We start from the raw sequence: 22,320 nt of genomic DNA, 5'->3' as shown, positions 1-22,320 counted from the left end.
ACAAAAAAGAGACCAGAGAGACTCTGACCTCAAAGAATAGCTGTTACCCATAATTGCCTGATAATGCTTGAGATAAAGGGACAATGCTCAACCAAGAGGCGAGACAAAAGACTGCCATGTAAGCGCCCTTGAATCAAAGGCATAGGAATGGTAGCAAGAATGGTCAACGCCATACTTAAAAACAAAACCGAAACCAGCACCGCCAGCAAGCCACTGGCTAGCTTAGCCTCAAAGCCATCAAAATAATCCACCGGCGCAAGGTGCACCAAGACACCCACCAGCCGAACCACAGCATAGCCTACTATAAACAGAGCAAAAAATGCTATCCCTGCATAATAAACCTTATCTAACTCAAAAATAGGAATGTCCTTAAAAAAGAAGGTAGCTACTCCCTCAGCAGGATTGGAATAAGGCACCCATAGAGCTAGCTTGCCAGCTAGTGCCTTATAGCCATGATGAGCAAACAAGAGCGACACCAAGGCCCCAAGACAATAAAAGGTCTGAAGGATAATCCCTCTATTGTAGCCGATATAAAAGCTCCATGAAAGCAGCAACAATATAAGCACTGAGAGCATTATGACACCTCATCTGTATCTGCTTGATTAGCCTTTTCCTGAATACCTGCCAGCGCCTTCTCACGCAGCTCGACAATCTCAGCCTCGATTTTCTCAATCTCAATTTCTCTACTCAGCTGGGCTGACAGGGTATTGATGGTCATCAAAATAGCAACGGTTTCGTCGTCTGCTTCTGGTAGACGCTCCTTGATGGCTTGATATTTTTCCTTTGCCACACGATCAACCTCTTCCATAAAGAGGTTGTCTTTGTCCGTTGTCAATGTTAATGTCTTCTCACCAAATGTTAATTTGTAACGATTAATATTCTTCATAGGCTCACCTCTTTAGCATTATACCCTAAAAATGACTTTTCGTAAAATTGTGAAATTAATCTGAGATTGCAGGGAATGATTTCCCATAACAGGACATTTTATGTTAAAATAATGTTCATGGACACCTTAGTTTTCAAAATCAATTCCCAAGTGAGCAGCAGCCTGATCAAGCAGCTAGCTCCATACCGCATAAGCAATGCCAGCCCCTACGTTAGGCTAGCTGCCAAAAAAGATGGTGTCACACTGATGCTGTATAGCTCAGGCAAGCTGGTGCTGCAGGGCAGACAAGCGGCAGGACTGGCTCAGGAGCTTGGATTACAAGAGACTGCTGCTGATCAAAGACCCGCACCCTCTAGCGCACAGGATATGCCCTTAATTGGCAGTGATGAGGTGGGAAATGGCTCTTATTTTGGAGGCATTGCTGTTGTTGCCAGCTTTGTGCGGCCAGAGGATCACGCCTTGCTCAGACAGCTCGGTGTTGATGATTCTAAAAACCTCAGTGATATGAGCATCGTCCAGATAGCTCCTGTCCTAAAAAAGCATATTCAACACAGGGCACTTTTGCTGTCGCCTAAAAAATACAATGAAATGGTAGGCAAGGGGAAGCCCTACAACGCTGTTTCTGTCAAGGTTGCTCTTCATAATCAAGCGATTTTTCTGCTCTTAAACGACGGAGCAAGACCAGAAAAAATTGTCATTGATGCCTTCACAAGTCAGGCCAATTATGACAAATACCTACAGCAAGAAAAAAATCACTTTCGTAATCCCTTGACCTTTGAGGAGAAGGCCGAAGGCAAATATCTGGCAGTTGCTGTCAGCTCTATCATTGCTAGGCAGCTATTTTTAGACAATCTTGACAAGCTCAGTCAAGATCTGGGCTACCGATTGCCTAGTGGTGCTGGGCGTCCATCTGATCAGATTGCCAGTCAAGTCTTAGCCGCCTATGGTATGGCAGGTTTAGAGCATTGCGCTAAGCTGCACTTTGCAAACACCAAAAAAGCCCAAGTGCTGCTAAAAAACCAATAATCTTAGAAAAATAAAGGAAAAGTCATGAAACAATTTATTAAAGAATGGGGAGCTTTTACCCTTTTTATCCTACTTTTTGGACTCTCACGTTTATTCCTATGGCAGCCTGTCAAGGTTGATGGCCACTCAATGGACCCAACCCTAGCACATGGCGAGAGGCTCATTATCTTCAACAAGGCTAAGATTGATCGCTTTGATATTGTTGTTGCCAGTGAGGAGGACGAGAACGGACAGAGAAAAGAGATTGTTAAGCGTGTTGTTGGCATGCCAGGTGATAAGCTGTCTTATAGAAATGACACTCTTTATATCAACAACAAGAAAACAAAAGAGCCTTATCTTGATACCTACCTGACAAGTTTTAAAAAGGACAAATTACAATCAACCTATGCTTACAGTGATCTCTTCCAAGAGCTGGCTGAAAATGCTGCTGCCTTTACCGTCAACTCCGAAGGAAAAACAGAATTTGACATCACTGTTCCAAAGGGCGAATATTTCCTACTGGGTGATGACCGCATTGTATCTCGTGACAGCCGCGAGGTCGGCTCCTTTAAAAAGCAGGACATCGTTGGTGAGGTTAAGTTCCGCTTTTGGCCACTCAATAAAATCAATCTCTTCCCTAGATAGCAGGCAAGCTAAAGCTATTTTCTAGCAGGGCTGATATAGGCTCTATGCCCACAGCAGTAAAGACTCAGGGCAGCAATAGCCTCTATCTATATCTGCTTATCTATCCATACCAAGAGGCTTGATGTGCTATCCAAGCACTCAGCTAGCTTTAGAGAAGCAGCTATTGTTAACGTTCTAGAACCTGCCGCTGTGCAGGTTTTCGACTATCTTGCACAGAAAGGTACTGTCATGGAACATTTTTTTACGGGCACTGTTGACCGGATTATCTTTGACAATGCGTCAAATTTTTTCAAAATTCTATTACTGGCTATAGAGGATACTGATAGTGATTTTGATGAGGCTGACATTGTCATTACAGGCACTATGGCTGAGATCATAGAGGGCGAGGCCTATACCTTTTGGGGTGAGCTGACCCAGCACCCAAGATATGGTCAGCAGCTGCGCCTAAGCCGCTATCAAAAGGCTAAGCCCTCCTCAGCAGGTCTTGTTAGTTATTTTTCGAGCGAGCATTTCAAGGGCATTGGTCAAAAAACAGCTGAAAAAATCATTGCCCTTTACGGTAATAACCCTATTGATGACATTTTAAAAAATCCCAGTCGGCTTAATGAGATCTCTGGCCTTTCTAAGGCTAATCGTGAAGCCTTTGTGGCAAAGCTCAAAGCCAATTATGGCACTGAGCAGGTGATTGCTGCCTTAGCTGAGCTAGGACTAGCCAATCGCTTTGCCTTTCAGCTATTTGACAAATACAAGGAAGAGGCTGTTCATATTGTCAAGGACAATCCTTATCAGCTCATTGAGGACATTCAGGGCTTTGGCTTTAAGATGGCTGATAGCCTAGCTGAGCAGCTGGGGATCGAGAGTGACTCCCCCAAGCGCTTTCGTGCAGCCCTGCTTCATTGCCTGTTGGAGCAATCCATCAAGCGAGGCGACACCTATATCCAAGCACGTGAGCTTTTAGCGCTGACCATTAGCCTATTGGAGAATACAAGGCCAGTCGAATGCGACCCGGCTATTGTCGCCAATCAGCTAACCCAGCTCATCGACGAGGGCAAGGTTATGACCATTGGCACGCGTGTCTTTGACAGCAGCCTTTATTATGCTGAAGAGGGCATTCAAAAGCACCTGACACGCTTATTGCAGCAGCCCCTGACCAAGGAGCTTAGTCAAGATACCATCGACCAAGAAATCCAAGCCATACAAGAGGAGCTTGCTATAGCCTATGACGAGATCCAAAAGCAGGCCATCAGCCAGGCACTGACCAGTAAGGTTTTCATTTTAACAGGAGGCCCAGGTACAGGAAAAACAACCGTTATCAGGGGCATTTTACAGGCCTATGCCAGCCTACATCAGATTGACCTGAAAAAAAAGGATATTCCCATTATCCTAGCAGCTCCAACTGGTCGAGCTGCTCGTCGCATGAATGAAGTGACCGGTCTAGCAAGCGCGACGATCCACCGCCATCTTGGGTTAAACGGAGACAATGATTACCAGGCAATGGAGGATTATTTAGATTGTGATTTGCTGATTGTTGATGAGTTTTCCATGGTTGATACCTGGCTGGCCAATCAGCTGCTAACAGCGATCAGCTCTAACACCCAGCTGATCATCGTAGGAGATAGCGACCAGCTGCCTTCTGTCGGTCCTGGACAGGTACTAGCTGACTTGCTAAGGGTTGATCGGATCCCTCACATTACCCTTGATAAGATTTTTCGTCAATCAGAGGAGTCAACCATTGTTGATTTAGCCAATCACATACGTCAAGGCATTCTTGCCCCTGACTTTTGTCAGAAAAAGGCTGATCGCTCCTACTTTGAAGCGCAAGCGCCATTCATTCCCGGCATGATGACAAAGATCGTACAGGCTGCCCTAAAAAGTGGCATCCCAGCTGAGGAAATTCAAATCCTAGCCCCTATGTACAAAGGACTAGCAGGCATCAACAGCCTCAACCAGCTCATGCAAAATCTCCTGAATCCTCTAGCTGATCAGACAGAATTTCTCTTTAACGAGACGGCCTTTCGTAAGGGAGACAAGGTACTTCACCTTGTCAATGACGCTCAGCTTAATGTCTTCAATGGTGATATTGGCTATATCACAGACCTCATTCCAGCCAAATATACCGAATCCAAACAGGACGAAATTGTCATGGACTTTGATGGTACAGAGATTGTCTACCCAAGAAATGAATGGTTAAAAATCACCCTTGCCTATGCCATGAGTATTCACAAATCTCAAGGCAGTGAATTTCAGGTGGTGATCCTGCCTGTCACCCGCCAGAGTGGTCGGCTCTTGCAGAGAAATCTCATCTACACTGCCATCACCAGATCAAAAAGTAAGCTCATCATGCTTGGAGAAATAGCCGCCTTTGAGGAGGCTATCAAAAAAGAAGGCGACAAGCGACACACCTATCTCGTACAAAGGCTTCAAGCTGAGGAAGCTGATAACCATATAGCAGCTGCTTCAGCAAATGAATCAAATGAGTCTAGCCTATCTGTAATGCCAGCTACCAGCCCACAAAAGGAACAAGAGCAGCCTCCTTATCTGCTCACCCCTCATAATTTCCTAGCTATAGACCCCATGATTGGTCTAACCGAAGATGATATGTTAACCTTTTTTAAGAAAAAATCATAATATATTAAAAAAGTAAGGCACAATCCTTATTCCTATGCTATAATATCCATGTATCATCTTAAAAGTACAATAACATAACATTCAAGGAGACTTATATGATTTCATACGAACAAGTACGACAAGCACTCAGAACATCAACTATTACGATCATTATCATCAATGCTATCAGCATGGTTATCACCTTGTTTGGACTTGCTGGCATTTTCTTTTTGAAGTCTCAATTGGATAAACCTGAATTTCGTGCACAATTTTCAGCTGAGCAGCTAAGCCTATTTGAGGTTGGCATATCACCCTTTACTATTTTTATGTCAGTGATTAGCCTTGGATTGGTTGTTTTGACCACTGTGCTTTGTGGCTTTAACCTCTCAAAAATCAAACAAGGCACCACTGTCAGCTATGTTCCTTACATTATAGGGATTGTGCTCTATCTTATTAGTATCGTAAGCCAACTATTTAGCCAAATTGAGCCTGTCTCAATAATCATTGTCCTAGCTGAGCTTGCGCTTTACGGCTTTGCCTTTTACAAGGCTAAAACCCTTAATGAAAAAGACAAGGACAAGCCCCAAAGCATTGAAGAATAAGCAGGCCATAAAGGTATGATAACAAGACTTCCTGTCTGCCTTCAAATATGGCTCTTTGTCAGCCCACTACGGTTGACAAAGGGTCTTTTTTAACCACTAAAAAAGCAAGAGGAAAATTGATAATGAAATGACCCCCAAAAGTTAGACAAAATAGTTAAGCTAAGGATTGAGTTCTGTATTGTACAGGGCTCAGTCCTTTTAATGTTAGTTTGATTCGTTTGTTGTTGTAATAATCAATATACTCTGAAATAGCTATTGCCAAATCCTCAAGAGAAGTAAACTCTTTCTCAAATCCATAAAACATTTCTGTCTTCAGCGTTCCAAAGAATGATTCCATCATACCGTTATCTAAACTGTTTCCCTTACGAGACATTGAAGGTTTCATTCCACGGTTCTCAAGAAAATTATGATAGTAAACATGTTGATACTGCCAACCTTGATCACTATGCAAAATAGTATCTTGATAAGTTTTTTCAGGAAAGGCTTCGTTAAGCATTGTTTGTAGTTGTTGTAAGTTCGGTGATACAGAGAGATTATAAGCAATAATTTCACTGTTATAGCCATCAAGAACTGGTGAGAGATAGAGCTTCTGGTCACTAGCAGGAATGGAAAATTCAGTCACATCTGTGTAGCACTTCTGAAGTGGTTGTGTAGCTTTGAATTGACGCTTAATCAGATTATCAGCTTTCTTACCAACTTCTCCTTTATAGGAATTATAGCGACGTTTCGCACGAATCCGAGCTTTCAAACCAAGTTCAGTCATTAAACGCTGAACTTTCTTATGATTAACATAAAGCCCTCGATTTTTAAGCTCAAGATGTACTCTACGGTAGCCATATCTCCCTTTGTGCTCGGCATAGATATCTTGAATTGTTTCTTTTAAGTCGCTATCTTTATCTTTTTGAGCTAACCGTTTAAGGTGGTAATAATACGTTGAACGAGATAGATTCAGAATATCAAGCAATATTCTTAGGTTAAATTCTTTGATCAATCCCTGAATGATTTCCGTTGCTCTTCGAGCTTTGCCTCGTCCCTCAAGCGGTATTCTCTCAGCTTTTTTAGCACAGCAATCTCCGCTCTAAGGTATTCATTTTCATATTGGAGACGCTCCAATTCTGTCATCTTTTCTAAAGTTTTCTTTGGTTGACGTCCCATTTTAGCAGCTCTCCCTCTTGTTTTCTCAACAATAGTATCCCCATTTTTCTTGTATTGCGCTATCCAATTGACAAGTGTCCCCCAATTAGGTAAACCATAATCTAGAGCAACTTCTAATTTTGACCTCCCATTCATTAAGACCTCATTAATCATTTGCTTCTTTAGTTCGGGAGGATAGTACCTATTTTTCCCTTTGTGAACAATTTCTAGTCCGTGCTTATCAATAAGACGGATCATGTATTTAAGAAGAGAGTCATGGACACCAAATTTTTGACTGAGACGTGACCAAGTCCACCCTAATTGTCTCATTTGATAGATTTCAATTTTATCGTTATAACTTAATTTCATAGAAAAACACCTCAAAAGTTAGATTTATTGTCTAACTTTTGGGGTGCAGTTCATAATGTCCTCTTGCTTTTTTTGTTAGTTGAATGACAGGTCCAACAAAATATCTGTCACCTTGTCCTCTAGTCCGGTCATTGTGACTCCTAATAAGCGGACTCCTTCCTTATGCTCCTCCAAGCTATCAAAAAGCTCTCTAGCCACCTGATCAATGATCCTAGCATCTCTTGTTAACTCAGGTAGGCTGACTCGCTTGGTCAAGGTGGTAAAGTCCGCATACCGAACCTTCAAAACAATGATCCTTCCTAGCTTTTTATTCGCCTCAAGCAAATCAGCCACCCGTCTTGCATGTTTAGAAAGCTCTGCCTTAATATCAGCCTCCTGGTAGAGGAGCTTAGCATAGGTACGCTCACTGCTGATGGATTTGCGCATACGATTAGGCTTGACTGGCGAATGACTAATCCCCCTAGCCTTTCGATAAAGCTCATAGCCAAAGCGCCCAAACTGATCAATCAGGGTCATCTCAGGAACACGCAAGAGGTCCTGCCCAGTGTAAATCCCCATCTCATGCAGCCTTTCAACTGTTCGCTTACCAACGCCATGAAACTTTTCAATCGGAAGCTTTTCTAAGAATGGCAGAGCATCATCAGGAAGCACTAGGGTCAGACCATGTGGCTTTTCAAAATCACTAGCCAGCTTGGCTAAAAATTTGTTATAGGAAACACCTGCAGAGCAGGTCAAATGCAGACTGTTCCAAATATCATACTGAATCAGCCTTGCAATCTTTAAGGCAGACTTGATGCCCAGCTTATTGGTTGTCACGTCTAAATAAGCCTCATCAATAGACACAGGCTCCACCTGATCCGTATAACGCCTGAAAATCTCTCTGATATCATAGCCAATCCTACGGTACTTAGCATGATCTCCAGAGATAAAAATAGCCTGAGGACAACGCTCATAGGCCTCCTTTGAGCTCATTGCAGAGTGAATGCCAAACCTTCTTGCCTCGTAGTTACAGGTTGATACAACGCCCCGTCCACCACTTTCTCTAGGGTCCTTACCGATCACCACCGGCTTGCCCTTTAATTCGGGATTATCTCTTTCTTCCACCGCAGCAAAAAAAGCATCCATGTCAATGTGTATAATCTTGCGTGAGGTGTCATTAATCAGCGGAAAAATAAGCATAGGTCCCTCCCTCCTACATTATACTCCTTTAGGCCTTTAAAGCCAAGATAGCGCATTGTATTACAGTTTTCAACTGTTTCAGCAAACTGTAATATAAAAGAATCTTGTATTTGTCAAGATTTTTGCTTGGGAAAACGTTTCCCCTATGGTAAACTTAGATTGTAAATGTAACAGATTGGACTTGTTACTAGATTTTAAGGAGAAACTTATGGCAACTGTTAAAACTAATGCAGATGTTTTTGAAAAAGCTTGGGAAGGCTTTAAGGGAACTGACTGGAAGGAAAAAGCAAGTATATCTCGTTTTGTACAGGCTAACTACACACCTTATGATGGTGATGAGTCATTCCTAGCAGGTGTTACTGAGCGTTCATTGCACATCAAAAAGGTCATTGAGGAGACTAAAGCTCACTACGAAGCAACACGCTTCCCATACGATACTCGTCCAACCTCAATTGCTGACATTCCTGCCGGATTTATTGACAAGGATAAGGAATTAATCTTTGGTATCCAAAACGATGAGCTATTCAAATTGAACTTCATGCCAAAGGGTGGTATCCGTATGGCGGAAACAACGCTTAAGGAAAACGGCTATGAGCCAGATCCTGCTGTACATGAGATTTTCACTAAGCATGTGACAACGGTTAATGACGGTATTTTCCGCGCTTACACGTCAAACATTCGTCGTGCGCGCCATGCCCACACTGTAACTGGTCTGCCAGATGCTTACTCACGTGGTCGTATCATCGGTGTTTACGCACGTCTTGCCCTCTACGGAGCAGACTACCTGATGCAAGAAAAGGTCAACGACTGGAATGCCATCACTGAAATCGACGAAGAATCAATCCGCCTACGTGAAGAAATCAACCTGCAATACCAAGCACTTGGCGAAGTGGTTAAGTTAGGTGATCTTTACGGTGTTGATGTTCGTCGTCCTGCTGAAAATGTCAAAGAAGCTATCCAATGGGTTAACATTGCCTTTATGGCTGTTTGCCGCGTGATCAATGGTGCTGCTACCTCTCTTGGACGTGTGCCGATCGTTCTTGATATCTTTGCTGAGCGTGACCTTGCGCGTGGTACCTTCACCGAATCAGAAATTCAAGAATTCGTTGATGATTTTGTCCTCAAGCTTCGTACCGTTAAGTTTGCTCGTACAAAAGCTTACGACGCTCTTTACTCAGGTGACCCAACCTTCATCACAACCTCTATGGCTGGTATGGGTAATGACGGTCGTCACCGCGTTACAAAGATGGACTACCGCTTCTTAAACACACTTGACAATATTGGTAACTCTCCAGAGCCAAACCTAACCGTTCTTTGGACTGATAAATTACCATATGCTTTCCGTCGCTACTGTATGCACATGAGTCACAAGCACTCTTCAATCCAATATGAGGGTGTGACAACAATGGCTAAGGACGGCTACGGTGAAATGTCATGTATCTCATGCTGTGTGTCACCACTTGACCCAGAAAATGAAGAGCAACGTCATAACATTCAGTACTTCGGTGCTCGTGTGAACGTGCTTAAAGCCCTTCTTACTGGACTTAACGGTGGTTACGATGATGTGCACAAGGACTACAAGGTATTTGACATCGACCCTGTTACTGATGATGTCCTTGACTTTGATACTGTTAAGGCTAACTTTGAAAAATCACTTGATTGGTTGACTGATACTTACGTAGATGCGCTTAATATCATTCACTACATGACTGACAAGTACAACTACGAAGCTGTTCAAATGGCATTCTTACCATCACATCAACGTGCTAACATGGGATTTGGTATCTGTGGCTTCGCAAATACTGTTGATACCCTATCAGCTATTAAGTATGCAACTGTTAAGCCAATTCGTGACGAAGATGGTTACATCTATGACTACGAAACAATCGGCGACTACCCACGTTGGGGTGAAGACGACCCTCGCTCAAACGAGCTAGCTGAGTGGTTGATTGAGGCTTACACTACACGCCTACGCAGCCACAAGCTTTACAAAAACGCTGAAGCAACTGTGTCATTGCTTACCATCACTTCAAACGTTGCTTACTCTAAGCAAACTGGTAACTCTCCGGTTCACCGCGGTGTTTACCTCAACGAAGATGGTACAACTAACCTATCACAGCTTGAATTCTTCTCACCAGGTGCTAACCCATCTAACAAGGCTAAGGGTGGCTGGCTGCAAAACTTGAACTCACTTGCAAGCCTTGACTTCTCATATGCCGCAGATGGTATCTCACTAACTACTCAGGTATCACCTCGTGCGCTTGGTAAGACACATGACGAACAGGTTGAAAACCTTGTTACTATCCTTGATGGTTACTTTGAAAATGGTGGTCAACACGTCAACCTAAACGTTATGGACTTAAACGACGTTTACGATAAAATCATGGCTGGTGAAGACGTTATTGTCCGTATCTCTGGATACTGTGTCAATACCAAATACCTTACACCAGAACAAAAAACTGAATTAACTCAACGTGTCTTCCACGAAGTGCTTTCAATGGACGATGCCGCTGAAGCTATTTCAGGAAAATAAGCTAATCTTAGCTAGCTAAGAGCCTGTCTGTTGACAGGTTCTTTTTTTATCACACATGCACCTCAGCAGCTAAATAACCAGCAGAGCTGGTTGAAACTACTAGCAAGCCTATCATTATCATTGTGAAAATCAGACGATTAACCTTTTCATTAAAAAAAAAAAAAACGAAACTACGGAGAAAAGCTGATGAGGAGCTCTTTAAGGCTATCAGTCAACATGTTAAATTCTTCTTAGGAAGCGTTAACAATAACTAACTGCTAAGCTAAACAATTATCTATTAAGGAGAATAACAATGAAACGACTAAAAACCCTATACTTGTTAGCTACTGCTATAACCCTAACCCTAGCTCCTATCAGCACAAGCCAGACAACAACACAGACCGTATATGCTAGTGAAAACCATCAAAATCTTTGTACGAACACTGGTAACGGATGGTTTAAATGTCCCGATGGACATGGAGGGTGGACTTGGCATTTTGACGAAAATTATAAGTCAAATCAGCAGTCCTTTTTGGGAGGATTGTTGGGCTTTGCTTTGTCTCTATGGGGAGCTATAAGTAGGCTTTTTTAAGCTTTAGCTCAATTAATCCTCAAATAGCAAAAATAAGCTCTTAGAGAACTAAGCTCTAAGGGCTTTTTGCTATTCTGATAAGTAAAAACCAAGAGACAAGCACACCAAAAACAAGCAGGCCTATCAAGTATATCACCTGAAAAGCCTGCTTGTGCTCTCGTTCTTATTTTGGACTATCGGTGTCAAAGGCCCTATAAATAACGTCCCGAAGTTGTCGTCTCTCTTTGATCCACAAAGCCCTGTCATCCTTGTCATAGGTTCTATTGGTCAGAAAAATCGCTGCCAGCTGCTCTTTTTTGTTGAGCATGATAAAGGGGCCTGTATAGCCTGTATGACTAATCCAGTCACCCTCTAGGCTCCAGCCCAGAGATCTAGGCTTTTCCTGTCTGCTATAGCTTTGAAAAAGTCTATCTGAAAAGCTCTCCCTCAGGTAATGCTCAATAAACAGCTCCAAATCTCTCAGGGTTGAAAATAGGCCTGCTGATCCTGCGGCTGTCCCTAAAACCTTAGCCTTGGGATCATGTACCTCTCCACCAGTCACTTCCTTGACTGTTGGAACTGCTTCTGGCCTTGGACCAAAGGAGGTCTCAGTCATTCCAAAGGGGGTAAAAACCATCTCCTGAAAGAGCTTATCAAGAGACTTTCCATGAAGGTACTCTAACATAAAGCCAAGCAGTAAAAAATTCACATCTGTGTAATGAAAGGTCTTATCCTCCTTGACCTGGAGCTGATGCATCGCTCGTCTTAATTGCTGGGCATTGAGCTGGTCTCGATTGGGAATATAAGGGTCAAGGCCACTAGTATGGGTGAGTAGCTGCCGCAGTGTGACCTCTAGCTTTTGAGCGTCAGGATAATAATGCCTTAGGGGACTATCAAGAGCTAAAGCACCACTATTGATCATATCTACACAAACAGTCGCTACTCCAACAACCTTAGAGACACTGGCTAGATCATAAACCAAGCCTTTGGTAACAGGTCTTTGACCATCAAGAGTGCCGATATAATGCTCCTGCCAGCTGCCCGAGCGAAAAAGGGCTAAGCTAGCCCCATGATACAAGCCTTTCTGAATCTGCTGGCTTACTTTCTCTATGACCTCTAGTGTCATTTGACAAACCAAATTTCGAGCTGACTTGGGTCTGAAAAGACAAGCACTCTAGCCTTTTTGTCTAAATAAACCTGACACCCCTTGTCCTCAAGATAGGTCTTTAAGGCAAGTAAGTCATAGCTGTCTGGCACCTGAAATTCTAAAATCTCCAAATCCCATGTGACATGCGGTGCAATGGTCAAATCCTGACCAGTCTCCTTATTAAACTCAAGCGTGATTGGTAGGCAATCGCCAAAAATAGACTGGTAAAAGGCTCTGGACTGCTCATCATCTAAAACATTTAAGGCAATCAGATCAAAGCTAAATTGACTCAGCCCTCTAAAGTCAGCTTCCTTGTCAATTGCAGGGAAATCAATAATGTCAAGCTCTTTAATATCGTCCTCTGCATGGAGTAAGAAGCGATCTCCCTCTGGTGAGGTGACTTCAAAGGCATAGCCTTTTTTCCCCTTGAAAACCAGATCATAGTCAGCGCCATGAGCCAGGAGCTGCTCAATGTCCTTAGGGGCAGTTGTTTTGATAACAATCGTGTTTACTTTCTTAGGACCATCTACAGCGCGTGTTCTTGCTGCTGGAGATTCTTCAATTACAAAGCGTTCTTGTCCTTGACCCCAAGATGAAAAAATTGATATCGCGTTTTCCTCTGACACTAGCCTTAAGCCTAAATTTTTTTGGTAAAAGGCAATATTAAGGTCGCGATTGTTAACACGTAATACTGGGGTTTTAAAGACAATATTGTCAAATAAAGTCATATATTCCTCCTAATCCTCTGCTATTATAGACAAAATTCCAATTTTTGACAAGGAATTATATGCTTTCTAACCGCCTATCACGCGCTACTAAGGCAAGATAGAGCTCATAACCACCAGGCTTAGCCAGTCCACTCTTTCTTCGTGCGCTCTATCACAAGCACCTTTTCTTAGCGTAACTCATGCACATATTGGTAAATGCGACTTTTTCAAAATAGCACATGAAGTATCTCTTTAATCTGACTTTTCCTTAACCAAAAGTGAGAACCTTTTTTAGTTCTCACAGTAACAATCACACTCTTGAAATGTGATTTCGCTCTCCTCAATAACAGATGATAACTGAAATTGCCCAGATTTTCTTATCCACGCGCAACTTCAAAAGCACCTTATCTTCAGCATTAGTAAGGATACTACCAGCTTAGCTCAGACCAGATTCAGCTGGCTCTTGCTGGCAAGCTTTTATCACAAAAAAGAAGGCCTAAGCCTTCTTTTTTACTTGATATAAAGGAATTTGAATGCTGCTACTGCTGCTACTGCTGCTAGCACTGGGGCAGCAACCGGTACCCATGAGTACCACCATTTTGAGTCGCCCTTGGCTGGTCCAAGGACTGATTTTGGTAAGAAGTGGTGAACCAAACGAGGACCCAAGTCACGCGCTGGATTGAGCGCTGGACCAGTAGGACCACCAAGAGAGGTCACAAGGGTCATCACCAAGAAACCAATCCCCAAGTGAGCTACTGCAAGTGAGCCTGTCACATAAGGAGAGATTTGCGTTGCAGCTGTTGTTTGGTCATAACCAGCCTCTACTAGCTTACCAACAAGCTCCACCCCAAAGTAATTCTTTGTTAAGGCCATTGCTCCAAAAAAGAGGACAAAGGAACCAACAAACTCGTTCAAAAAGCCATTAATATAGGCTGCCTTACGGCTGCTCTTGTCACCATCATCAACAGCTGAAATCGTTGAGAAGGATCCCAAAATATTGTTAGGGTTATCTGTCTTAACAAAATAAGGCTTGTACACTGCAACAACCACTAATTGACCAAACATGGCCCCTAGCAATTGAGCAAGAACATATTGTAAAACGTGTGCCCAAGGGAACAAGCCTGAAACTGCCAAGCCAAAGGTAAAGGCTGGGTTAATATGATTTCCAGATACATTACCAAACATAAGTGCCGGCATCATCACACCAAGGCCATAGCCAAAGGCAATAACAAGCCAGCCTGAGCGATTGCCCTTTGTTCCCTTTAGGTCAACATTGGCAACTGCTCCATTTCCCAAAATAATCAAAAATGCAGTGGCAATAAACTCTGTGATGTATTTCACAGTCCATGTTATTTCCATATTCTCTAGTTTCCTCCAAATGATAAGTATAACAGATACCATTTTATCAAGGATACTAGTTATTGTAAAGCCTATTATTAAGATATTCCCTACTTAATTTTTACAGTGTTTTTTCACAATTACGGACAACTAATAAGTCTTTTTTAGCATGCCGCAGGATATACTCTGAGGTCGATCCAATCAGTAGCCGCTCAAAGGTATTTAAGCCAGTTGCTCCTACCATGATCAAATCAGCCTCTTCCTTTTCAGGAATGTCACTGGCTAAGAGCTTTTTAGGGTTACCTCTTTCGATGATTTTTTTAATGCTGCTAACGCCCCGATCCCTAGCCATTTTCTCGTAATAGCGCAACACCTCCTTGGCGTGCTCCTCTTGTGTGTCAAAGACATAGTCACTAACCATTGCATCACCCTGATAGGCCTTAACATCAATAACATGAACCAGCAGTAAGACCGCATCATTGCGAAGGGCAACATTAATGGCCTTCTCAACAGCTAATTCTGATTCGTAAGAGCCATCTACAGCAGCCAGAATCCGTTTATATTTGCTTATCATCTTTGTCTCCTTTCGTTGATTAGCCTTTCTCAATAGCCTTTGCTTGTGTCTTTAGGAAATACATGACTGCGCAGGCAGCTGGAATGACCGCTGCTAGCCAGAACAATTGGCGAAATGACTGCACACCAGACCCAAGAAGCATATCCTTGATGAGTCCCAACAGATAAGGTCCCGCACCCAAGCCCAAATCTAGCCCAATCATATAAGTAGACATAGCTGTATTAAAGCGATGCTCTTCAACCCCTTTAATGGACACAGCCTGCCCACAGGACATAAAGGTCCCATAGCCAAAGCCTATCAAAGCACCTGAAAGCAAATAAGGGACACTGCTTGTCACACTACCAAGCAAGAAAAGCCCCAGCGCCAAAAAGAGATAGCTAGGGTATAGCACCCATTTGTCTCCCTTTAGGTCCATCAAGCGTCCCATAGCAGGGCGAGTTATCGTGATGATCAAGGCATAAACCACAAAGAAATAAGCCCCTACCGTCGTTAAATGAATCTCTGTTGTGTATAATTTTTGAAAGCCTAGGACAGACGCATAGGCAATCCCCATCAAAAAAGCAATGAGGGTAATAAACAGAGCCTTCTGCTCAATAAAGCTATCAACCGTCCAGGATTTCGTTTTAGCTAGCTGCTCTGAGTTAAGGTTAATATTTGTCACAGGAAAGGCAAAAGCCCCCGCCACAACCACTGCAATCAAGACACTACACAAGACAATAATCAATCGAAAATCTATGTGCAGATTATCCAGCATAAAGGTACCCACAAAAGGACCAATAGCTGCTGCTAGACTAGTTGATAAGCCATAAAAATTGATCCCCTCCCCACGCTTTCTAGCTGGAATATAGGCCGTAACAATAGTGTTGGTCGCTGTTGAGACAACACCATAGCCAAAGCCGTTTAGCAGCCTGACAAGATACATCATGCCAATCGTTGGCATGAAAAAGTAGGCCAAAGTGGTCAAGAGGTAAAAAATGGCGCCCCCTCTTAGCACTAAGCGTCGTCCAAAAACCTCCAATTGCTTGCCAAAGATCAGTCGAGCCAGCAGGGTTCCTAGGATATAAATCCCCGTCGCCAGACCTGCCTCACTGGTCTTAGCTCCTAATTCCTTAGTCGCAACAAAGGCAATGATCACCGTAAACAAGTAATAGACCATATACACAATAAAATTTAATACTGTGATCCCTATAAAATGCTTGTTAAATAATTTGTCTTCCACTGAAAATGAGCTCCTCTCTATTTCATTAACATTTTACAAAAAAATCAGATAATGCCCCATTTCAATGGTATAATATAGGTGATACTATTAAACGACATTAGCAAATGCTAAGCATTGCTGCAACAACAAATTATATAATGATATCAGAAACACCTCTAGGAGAAAAGCGTGAACCATCAAATCTTACAGCGTTATATTGACAGTCATAACTTTCCTATTATCGAAAAGGGCTACCACAAATACCTGACCTTTGAAAGCTTAGAGGAGGATTTTACGTATATCCTAAAGGAGGGCATTGTCAAGCAAAGCGTTCTGTCAAAATATGGCATGGAATTTAACCTCAGGTACGTCACAGGCCTTGAGATCACCTCTGTGCTTAATACCGGCTATTCCAAGGACATGAGAGAGCCCTACAATGTTCGCATCGAATCTGAGACTGCCAGCTTTTATAAGGTTCGTCATTCTACCTTTTTAAGGGATATTAGCGAGGATATCGAGCTGCAGGGCTATGTCAAGGACTTTTATCACTACCGCCTCCAAAAATCAATGAAAAAAATGCAGTGTATGCTGACAAATGGCCGTATCGGCGCTATCTCTACTCAGATTTACGATTTAATGACCCTTTTTGGACGCCCCTTGGCTAATGGCCATATCCTTATTGATTTTATCATCACAAATGAGGAGCTGGGCAAATTCTGCGGCATTTCGACTGCCAGCAGTGTCAGTCGTCTCCTAAAGCAGCTCAAAAAAGAGGGCATTATTCAAATCAATGACCAGCATATCATCATTACCAATTTAGAGAAGCTAAAGGATAATATTGTTTTTTAATGATTTAGAAAGGACGTCCCATGCGCTATAATCAATTATCTTACATTCCCACCAGTCTAGAAACAGCTGTAGCTGAGCTTCAGGCCCTGGGCTTTGCTGTCCAGCAAAAGCAAGCACCCAAGGAGAGCTTCGCTATTTTCCTTAGAAAGCTATTTTTTCATTTTCAGGATACCGATTATCCCTTGAGCCATATGATTGCAAGCAAGGATCTCGACCTCTTGACCTTTTTAACATCTGATGCAACGCTGACAAAAGAGGTTTTTGATTTAGTGGCCTTACAGGTCCTTGGCTTTATTCCTGCTGTTGACTTTACCGATACACAGGACTTTATACAAAAGATTGGCTTTCCGATTGTTTTTGACAGCCAGCAATTACTACTCAATTTACATCAGCTGCTTGCAACCCGGCAGAAGTCCGGTGTGACCTTGATTGATAGCCTTGTTAGTCAGGGCTTGCTTCCTATGGATAATTGCTACCACTACTTCAATGGAAAAGCCCTAGCAACCTTTGACACTACTAGCCTCATTCGCGAGGTGGTCTATGTCGAAGCTCCACTAGACACCGACCAAGACGGACAGCTGGACCTTATCAAGGTCAACATTATCCGCCCCAAGGCCAGCACTGCTATACCAAGCATGATGACAGCCAGCCCTTATCACCAAGGAATTAATGAGACCGCCAACGATAAAAAGCTCCATAGCATGGAAGGTGAGCTTAGCCCTAAGGCTCCTCGTAGGATTACCGTTGAGCCAACTGATTTTCAGCCGCTTGCCACCAAGCCCTCAAGGCTTCCTGTCAATGAGTGCCAAGAGACCTTCAGCCATATCAGCTCCTACACACTAAATGATTATTTTCTAGCGCGTGGCTTTGCCAATCTCTATGTCTCAGGAGTGGGAACAGCAGGCTCAACTGGCTTTATGACAAGTGGTGACTACGCCCAGATCGAAAGCTTTAAGGCTGTTATCGATTGGCTAAATGGCAGAGCTACTGCTTACACGAGCCACAAGCGTGACTATCAAATCAAGGCTGATTGGTCAAATGGCTTAGTCGCAACAACTGGAAAATCCTATCTTGGTACCATGTCAACAGGACTGGCTACAACAGGTGTTGATGGCTTAGCAGTCATCATTGCTGAAGCTGCCATTTCTTCTTGGTACGATTATTATCGTGAAAATGGGCTGGTATGCAGTCCTGGTGGCTACCCAGGAGAGGATCTCGATGTGCTGACAGAGCTCACCTACTCGCGTAACCTGCTGCCAGGTGATTACTTACGTCACAACGACCATTATCAACAGCTGCTGAGCCAACAATCTCAAGCTCTCGAGCGCCAATCAGGCAACTACAATCAATTTTGGCATGACCGCAACTACCTGCCACAGGCTGATCGCATCAAGTGTGAGGTCGTCTACACGCATGGCCTACAGGACTGGAATGTGAAGCCTAGACAGGTCTACAATATCTTCAATGCCCTGCCTGATAGCCTTGGAAAGCACCTTTTCCTACATCATGGTGAGCATGTCTACATGCACAACTGGCAGTCAATTGATTTTCGTGAGGCCATGAATGCCCTGCTCTGTCAAAAAATGCTAGGACAAAATAATGGCTTTACCCTACCAACAATCATCTGGCAGGATAACCAAAAAGAACAAACCTGGAAAGAGCTAACAGCCTTTGGCGGTCACAGCAAGCGTCAGATTGCCCTAGGCGAGGATCATGTCTTGATTGACAATCACTATGGCGAAGAGGACTTTAAGCGCTATGGCAAGGATTTTCGTGCCTTTAAAGCTGAGCTTTTTGAAGGCAAGGCAAATCAAGCAGTCATTGATATTCTGTTAGAAGAGGATCTACCAATCAACGGGCAAGCCTGCCTTAAGCTTAAGCTAAAATCAAGTGAAAACAAAGGGATTTTATCTGCACAGCTCCTAGATTATGGCAAGAAAAAGCGCTTTGGTGATTTACCTGCCATTCTTGAGCTAGACAGTATTGACAACGGGCAACAATTTGCGCGTGAAGCCCTCAAGGAGCTTCCCTTCAAGGACAGTCCCTATCGTGTGGTTACCAAGGGTGTCCTAAACCTACAGCACCGCAGCGGCCTATTGACCATCGAGGATATTCCAAATGACCAATGGATAAGCATAACCTTCCACTTGCAGCCAACCATCTATCATATGGCCAAGGGAGACACCCTAAGAGTCGTTCTTTACACGACTGATTTTGAGCATACAATCCGCGACAATAGCAACTATGCCCTAACCCTAGATTTGGAGCAATCATATCTCCTAATCCCTACCGATGAGGACTCCTCAAGACAAAGCGTCTAAGTCAGCAGCCCTTTAGCCAACCATAAAAAAAGAGGCCAGAGACAAAAGTGACCTGCCCCCCAAAAACGTTAGATTTCCTGTCTAACCTCTTAGGGAGCTCTACACAAAAGTCTCTAGGCTCTTTTCCTTATTTGGAAACCTTTTTACCGGCCTCAGCACCAGAATGCAGGCTATAGACTGACTCGATATGAATCAAGCCGGCTGCCTTTGGTGCGCCCATCTTACCTTCTGCCCATTCCTTGGCAGCCTCAAAGACAGGACCCTCTGTAATGATTTCCGCACGTCCTACAAAGCGATAACCACGCAATTGCTCACGATTGACATAAGCGACCTCAATTTTGCCATTAGCCTGAATATTTGAATAGGTTTGGCCGCCAGTATTTTCATTGTAAACCAAGGTTTCATCGTCTAATAGTCTCATCGAACGCTTTGGACCAATGTTGGGATTACCATCATTATCCACAGTTGCGACCATTGCTAATTGCTCAGCAATCATGTCTTTCATTTCCTCTGTTAACATATAATCTCCTCTTAATCGTTACTATAGTCAGCTGACTACGCTTTGATTATAGCATAGTTAAGCAGAAAAGCCGACAAAAATAGGTTAGCTTAAAAAAGTTTTACAGTTTACTTAAGATTAGAATGATTCTCGCTATCTAGCCATCATCCTTGATCACAGTAAAAAAGCGATTAGCAAGCACTCTTTATTTCATAAAATCCGAATCGTCGCCCAAAAAAATATCATCAACTGATATGGTCAATGCCTCTGCAATACCTCTTAATTTTTCATACTTAGCTCGCCTAAGCTTTTGAATATCCTTTTCATATCTGGCTAGTGTTCTAACAGAAATCCCAGTTAAAGCTGACAGTTCCTTTTGGGTCTTTTTTTGAGCAATCCTCAATTCCTTTAACGTTGCTTTTGACAATATTTTTCCTCCGCCTCTCATCTCAGGTAATATTAATGACAGATGATAAGTTTATTATAGACTTCGGTTTTTATGAAGTCAAGTCTTTTACAGCACTTTCCCCACTTCTTTTTCTAAATCTTTTGATTTAGCTTGATTTGTGGTATCATATCCTATATAGAAATAAAGGAGAATGGAAATGTCCGAAAAGAAAACATTTTTTGCAACTAATTTAAAATATCTTCGGCTAAAAAAGAATATGGAACAATTAGAACTTGCTAACCTTTTAGGACGAAAAAGCTCTTCCTCAATCAGCGAATGGGAAAGAGGAAAGTACACTCCAAAATCTGGTCTCCTGAGTGATATTGCTGCCATCTTTGATGTCAGCCTGACAGACCTCATGGAAAAGGATTTAACACTGGAAAATAAGGGAGTGACTTATCAGCTTCCCCAAAGAGATTTAGTAATGATTTCAGAGCAGCTATCTGAAAACAACTATAACAAATGGCTGGATTTTGGTCAGGATCTCTTATCTCATCAGGATAAAGAAGAAAAGAGCAAGGACTAATCCTGATCACTATAGCCCTTTTGAGGGGATCTGAAGATTAGCTAGGCTGGCACCTAGGCTTACTTGCTTAGTGTTCAATCCCAGACACAACAGGCTATGCTCTTGGTGGGCTGTCTGCCTATTTCCCCTCACTGCTCATTCTTGCTTAGCCGATGTTAAGACTTACACGCACACCTGCCATACCAGCACACATAACAAGACTGTACCAGATTAATGCTTTAAATGCATTAGTCTGATACAGCCTTTTGTTTTTTCATATTGATCAAATAGATCAGCTAAGCCTTTTGCGATAAGCTAGCTGCGCTGCGAGCTTTAGCAAGCTTATCTAAGGACACCCAACAGCTCTAGTAAGACAAAGACATAAGCAATGCCATTGTTTAAGATATGAGCTGCTGTTGAAAAATAGATATTTCTCTTCCAAATGTAAACCAAGCCTAGTAAAAGCCCCAAGCCACTGTACACCACAATAGATGACAGATCAGCAAAGGAATAAATATGAACCAAACCAAATAAGAGTGTTGATAGCAACAGGCGGGCAAGCACCAAGCCTGTGCTGGTCTTTTCCTCACCAATGATAATCTTGCGGAAAATAAGCTCTTCATTAAAGGGGCCAATAACACTCACCACCAAAATAAAGAGAACAGTCTCTAAGCCCTCACTAGCATTGTAGCGATTAGCTAAAACAGCCGCATTGCTGCTTGCTTGCAAGGAAAGGCTGCTAAGCACAATATTTGCAGCATAAAGCACCGCAAAAATCACCAAGACCCATAGGGTATTTTTGACCCATTTCTTTGAAAACTGCTGCCAGTCCCTCTGATAATCTGCCCGATAAAGCCAACAGATCCCAAGCGCAAACATAAGCAAATGGCGCCCGTAAAATAAAAAGGTATTCAATACGGGTGGAAGCTCGATTGCATTGCTAACTTGTCTGTAAAGGTACACAGCAATGATATACAGCACGACCAGTACAGCTGCACGATGACGTTTTATGGTATCCAATTACTCTTCCTCAATTCTAATAATTGTCAGATTAGTTAGGCTGTATTGCCATCAGCTAATCTTGATCTTAAATGTGACTAATTTACAAGCACTCAACTTTTGAATTGGTAAAGCTGACAGACAGCCCTACTCTAGCTTCAACAAAGCTATCTTCTAATAGTCCTTGCGCTCATCAGAACTGTCAAAGGCCTGACCCAGCTGAGT

Annotated in this window: 21 protein-coding genes; 9 read left to right on the top strand and 12 right to left on the bottom strand. The window is 42.8% G+C overall.

Annotated elements, in window-relative coordinates; translation table 11 throughout:
• Positions 1-29: 29 nt before the first annotated feature.
• Together I2432_RS02005 and I2432_RS02000 are read right to left on the bottom strand one after the other, a co-directional pair.
• Positions 30-575 carry a CvpA family protein gene (locus tag I2432_RS02005; protein WP_200831602.1) on the bottom strand — a complete coding sequence of 182 codons (546 nt, stop codon included), beginning with the start codon at positions 573-575 and terminating at the stop codon, positions 30-32.
• Positions 575-886, bottom strand: a complete 312-nt coding sequence (locus I2432_RS02000; RefSeq protein ID WP_037580269.1) for a hypothetical protein — start codon at positions 884-886, stop codon at positions 575-577. Before I2432_RS02000 ends, I2432_RS02005 begins: the two co-directional genes overlap by 1 nt.
• A gap of 117 nt (positions 887-1,003) precedes the next feature.
• Here I2432_RS02000 and rnhC point away from each other — a divergent pair, with 117 nt between their 5' ends.
• From rnhC to I2432_RS01980, 4 genes are all read left to right on the top strand, one after another.
• Positions 1,004-1,912: a ribonuclease HIII gene (gene rnhC / locus I2432_RS01995; RefSeq protein WP_115250593.1), complete on the top strand. Its 909-nt coding sequence runs from the start codon at positions 1,004-1,006 to the stop codon at positions 1,910-1,912.
• Positions 1,913-1,936: 24 nt separating this feature from the next.
• Positions 1,937-2,536 carry a signal peptidase I gene (gene lepB, locus I2432_RS01990; RefSeq protein ID WP_012514985.1) on the top strand — a complete coding sequence of 200 codons (600 nt, stop codon included), beginning with the start codon at positions 1,937-1,939 and terminating at the stop codon, positions 2,534-2,536.
• 228 nt (positions 2,537-2,764) lie between these two features.
• Positions 2,765-5,164 (top strand): SF1B family DNA helicase RecD2, encoded by a 2,400-nt coding sequence (gene recD2 / locus I2432_RS01985; RefSeq protein WP_115251467.1) that lies wholly within the window; start codon positions 2,765-2,767, stop codon positions 5,162-5,164.
• A 95-nt stretch (positions 5,165-5,259) separates the two neighbouring features.
• Complete coding sequence (locus I2432_RS01980; RefSeq protein ID WP_115250592.1) at positions 5,260-5,745, top strand: hypothetical protein; 486 nt, start codon at positions 5,260-5,262, stop codon at positions 5,743-5,745.
• 154 nt (positions 5,746-5,899) lie between these two features.
• On the opposite strand, the gene I2432_RS01975 is transcribed toward I2432_RS01980, so the two are convergent.
• Positions 5,900-7,248, bottom strand: a protein-coding gene (locus I2432_RS01975) for an IS3 family transposase (protein ID WP_115250806.1) whose coding sequence is annotated in 2 segments (ribosomal slippage) — positions 5,900-6,807 and positions 6,807-7,248 — 1,350 coding nt in all. Because the reading frame shifts where the segments join, the coding sequence is not laid out codon by codon here.
• A 75-nt stretch (positions 7,249-7,323) separates the two neighbouring features.
• Positions 7,324-8,427, bottom strand: a complete 1,104-nt coding sequence (gene dinB / locus I2432_RS01970; RefSeq protein WP_043025192.1) for a DNA polymerase IV — start codon at positions 8,425-8,427, stop codon at positions 7,324-7,326.
• Positions 8,428-8,635: 208 nt separating this feature from the next.
• Between dinB and pflB the strand changes: the two genes are divergently transcribed.
• Positions 8,636-10,960, top strand: a complete 2,325-nt coding sequence (gene pflB / locus I2432_RS01965; protein ID WP_012678516.1) for a formate C-acetyltransferase — start codon at positions 8,636-8,638, stop codon at positions 10,958-10,960.
• Between the two features lie 292 nt (positions 10,961-11,252).
• Positions 11,253-11,531 (top strand): hypothetical protein, encoded by a 279-nt coding sequence (locus I2432_RS01960; RefSeq protein ID WP_115250591.1) that lies wholly within the window; start codon positions 11,253-11,255, stop codon positions 11,529-11,531.
• A 163-nt stretch (positions 11,532-11,694) separates the two neighbouring features.
• On the opposite strand, the gene I2432_RS01955 is transcribed toward I2432_RS01960, so the two are convergent.
• From I2432_RS01955 to I2432_RS01935, 5 genes are all read right to left on the bottom strand, one after another.
• Positions 11,695-12,636 (bottom strand): serine hydrolase domain-containing protein, encoded by a 942-nt coding sequence (locus tag I2432_RS01955; protein ID WP_115250590.1) that lies wholly within the window; start codon positions 12,634-12,636, stop codon positions 11,695-11,697.
• Positions 12,633-13,385 (bottom strand): CppA family protein, encoded by a 753-nt coding sequence (locus I2432_RS01950; protein ID WP_043038541.1) that lies wholly within the window; start codon positions 13,383-13,385, stop codon positions 12,633-12,635. The genes I2432_RS01955 and I2432_RS01950 overlap by 4 nt, the downstream gene beginning before the upstream one ends.
• Positions 13,386-13,874: 489 nt before the next feature.
• Positions 13,875-14,723, bottom strand: coding sequence for an aquaglyceroporin Gla (gla, locus tag I2432_RS01945; protein WP_037580303.1), 849 nt, complete (start codon positions 14,721-14,723; stop codon positions 13,875-13,877).
• Positions 14,724-14,823: 100 nt separating this feature from the next.
• Positions 14,824-15,276, bottom strand: coding sequence for a universal stress protein (locus tag I2432_RS01940; RefSeq protein ID WP_012678520.1), 453 nt, complete (start codon positions 15,274-15,276; stop codon positions 14,824-14,826).
• 19 nt (positions 15,277-15,295) lie between these two features.
• Positions 15,296-16,495 (bottom strand): MFS transporter, encoded by a 1,200-nt coding sequence (locus tag I2432_RS01935; RefSeq protein ID WP_115250589.1) that lies wholly within the window; start codon positions 16,493-16,495, stop codon positions 15,296-15,298.
• A gap of 168 nt (positions 16,496-16,663) precedes the next feature.
• On the opposite strand from I2432_RS01935, the gene I2432_RS01930 reads away from it, so the two are divergent.
• Both I2432_RS01930 and I2432_RS01925 read left to right on the top strand, forming a co-directional pair.
• Positions 16,664-17,323 carry a Crp/Fnr family transcriptional regulator gene (locus tag I2432_RS01930; protein WP_012514975.1) on the top strand — a complete coding sequence of 220 codons (660 nt, stop codon included), beginning with the start codon at positions 16,664-16,666 and terminating at the stop codon, positions 17,321-17,323.
• Between the two features lie 20 nt (positions 17,324-17,343).
• Complete coding sequence (locus I2432_RS01925) at positions 17,344-19,644, top strand: Xaa-Pro dipeptidyl-peptidase (protein WP_115250588.1); 2,301 nt, start codon at positions 17,344-17,346, stop codon at positions 19,642-19,644.
• A 127-nt stretch (positions 19,645-19,771) separates the two neighbouring features.
• Here the strand turns inward: I2432_RS01925 and I2432_RS01920 are convergent, their stop codons facing one another.
• Complete coding sequence (locus I2432_RS01920; RefSeq protein ID WP_115250587.1) at positions 19,772-20,164, bottom strand: pyridoxamine 5'-phosphate oxidase family protein; 393 nt, start codon at positions 20,162-20,164, stop codon at positions 19,772-19,774.
• 184 nt (positions 20,165-20,348) lie between these two features.
• A complete protein-coding gene (locus tag I2432_RS01915) occupies positions 20,349-20,570 on the bottom strand; it encodes a helix-turn-helix domain-containing protein (protein ID WP_200831601.1) in 222 nt (73 codons plus the stop codon).
• Between the two features lie 178 nt (positions 20,571-20,748).
• On the opposite strand from I2432_RS01915, the gene I2432_RS01910 reads away from it, so the two are divergent.
• Complete coding sequence (locus I2432_RS01910) at positions 20,749-21,117, top strand: helix-turn-helix domain-containing protein (RefSeq protein ID WP_115250585.1); 369 nt, start codon at positions 20,749-20,751, stop codon at positions 21,115-21,117.
• 321 nt (positions 21,118-21,438) lie between these two features.
• Here the strand turns inward: I2432_RS01910 and I2432_RS01905 are convergent, their stop codons facing one another.
• Positions 21,439-22,116, bottom strand: a complete 678-nt coding sequence (locus I2432_RS01905) for a CPBP family glutamic-type intramembrane protease (RefSeq protein WP_206158969.1) — start codon at positions 22,114-22,116, stop codon at positions 21,439-21,441.
• Positions 22,117-22,320 lie beyond the last annotated feature (204 nt).

The organism is Streptococcus equi subsp. zooepidemicus (assembly GCF_015689395.1).
Taxonomy (GTDB): Bacteria; Bacillota; Bacilli; order Lactobacillales; family Streptococcaceae; genus Streptococcus; species Streptococcus equi.
This window is presented reverse-complemented; position numbering and strand designations above follow the sequence as displayed.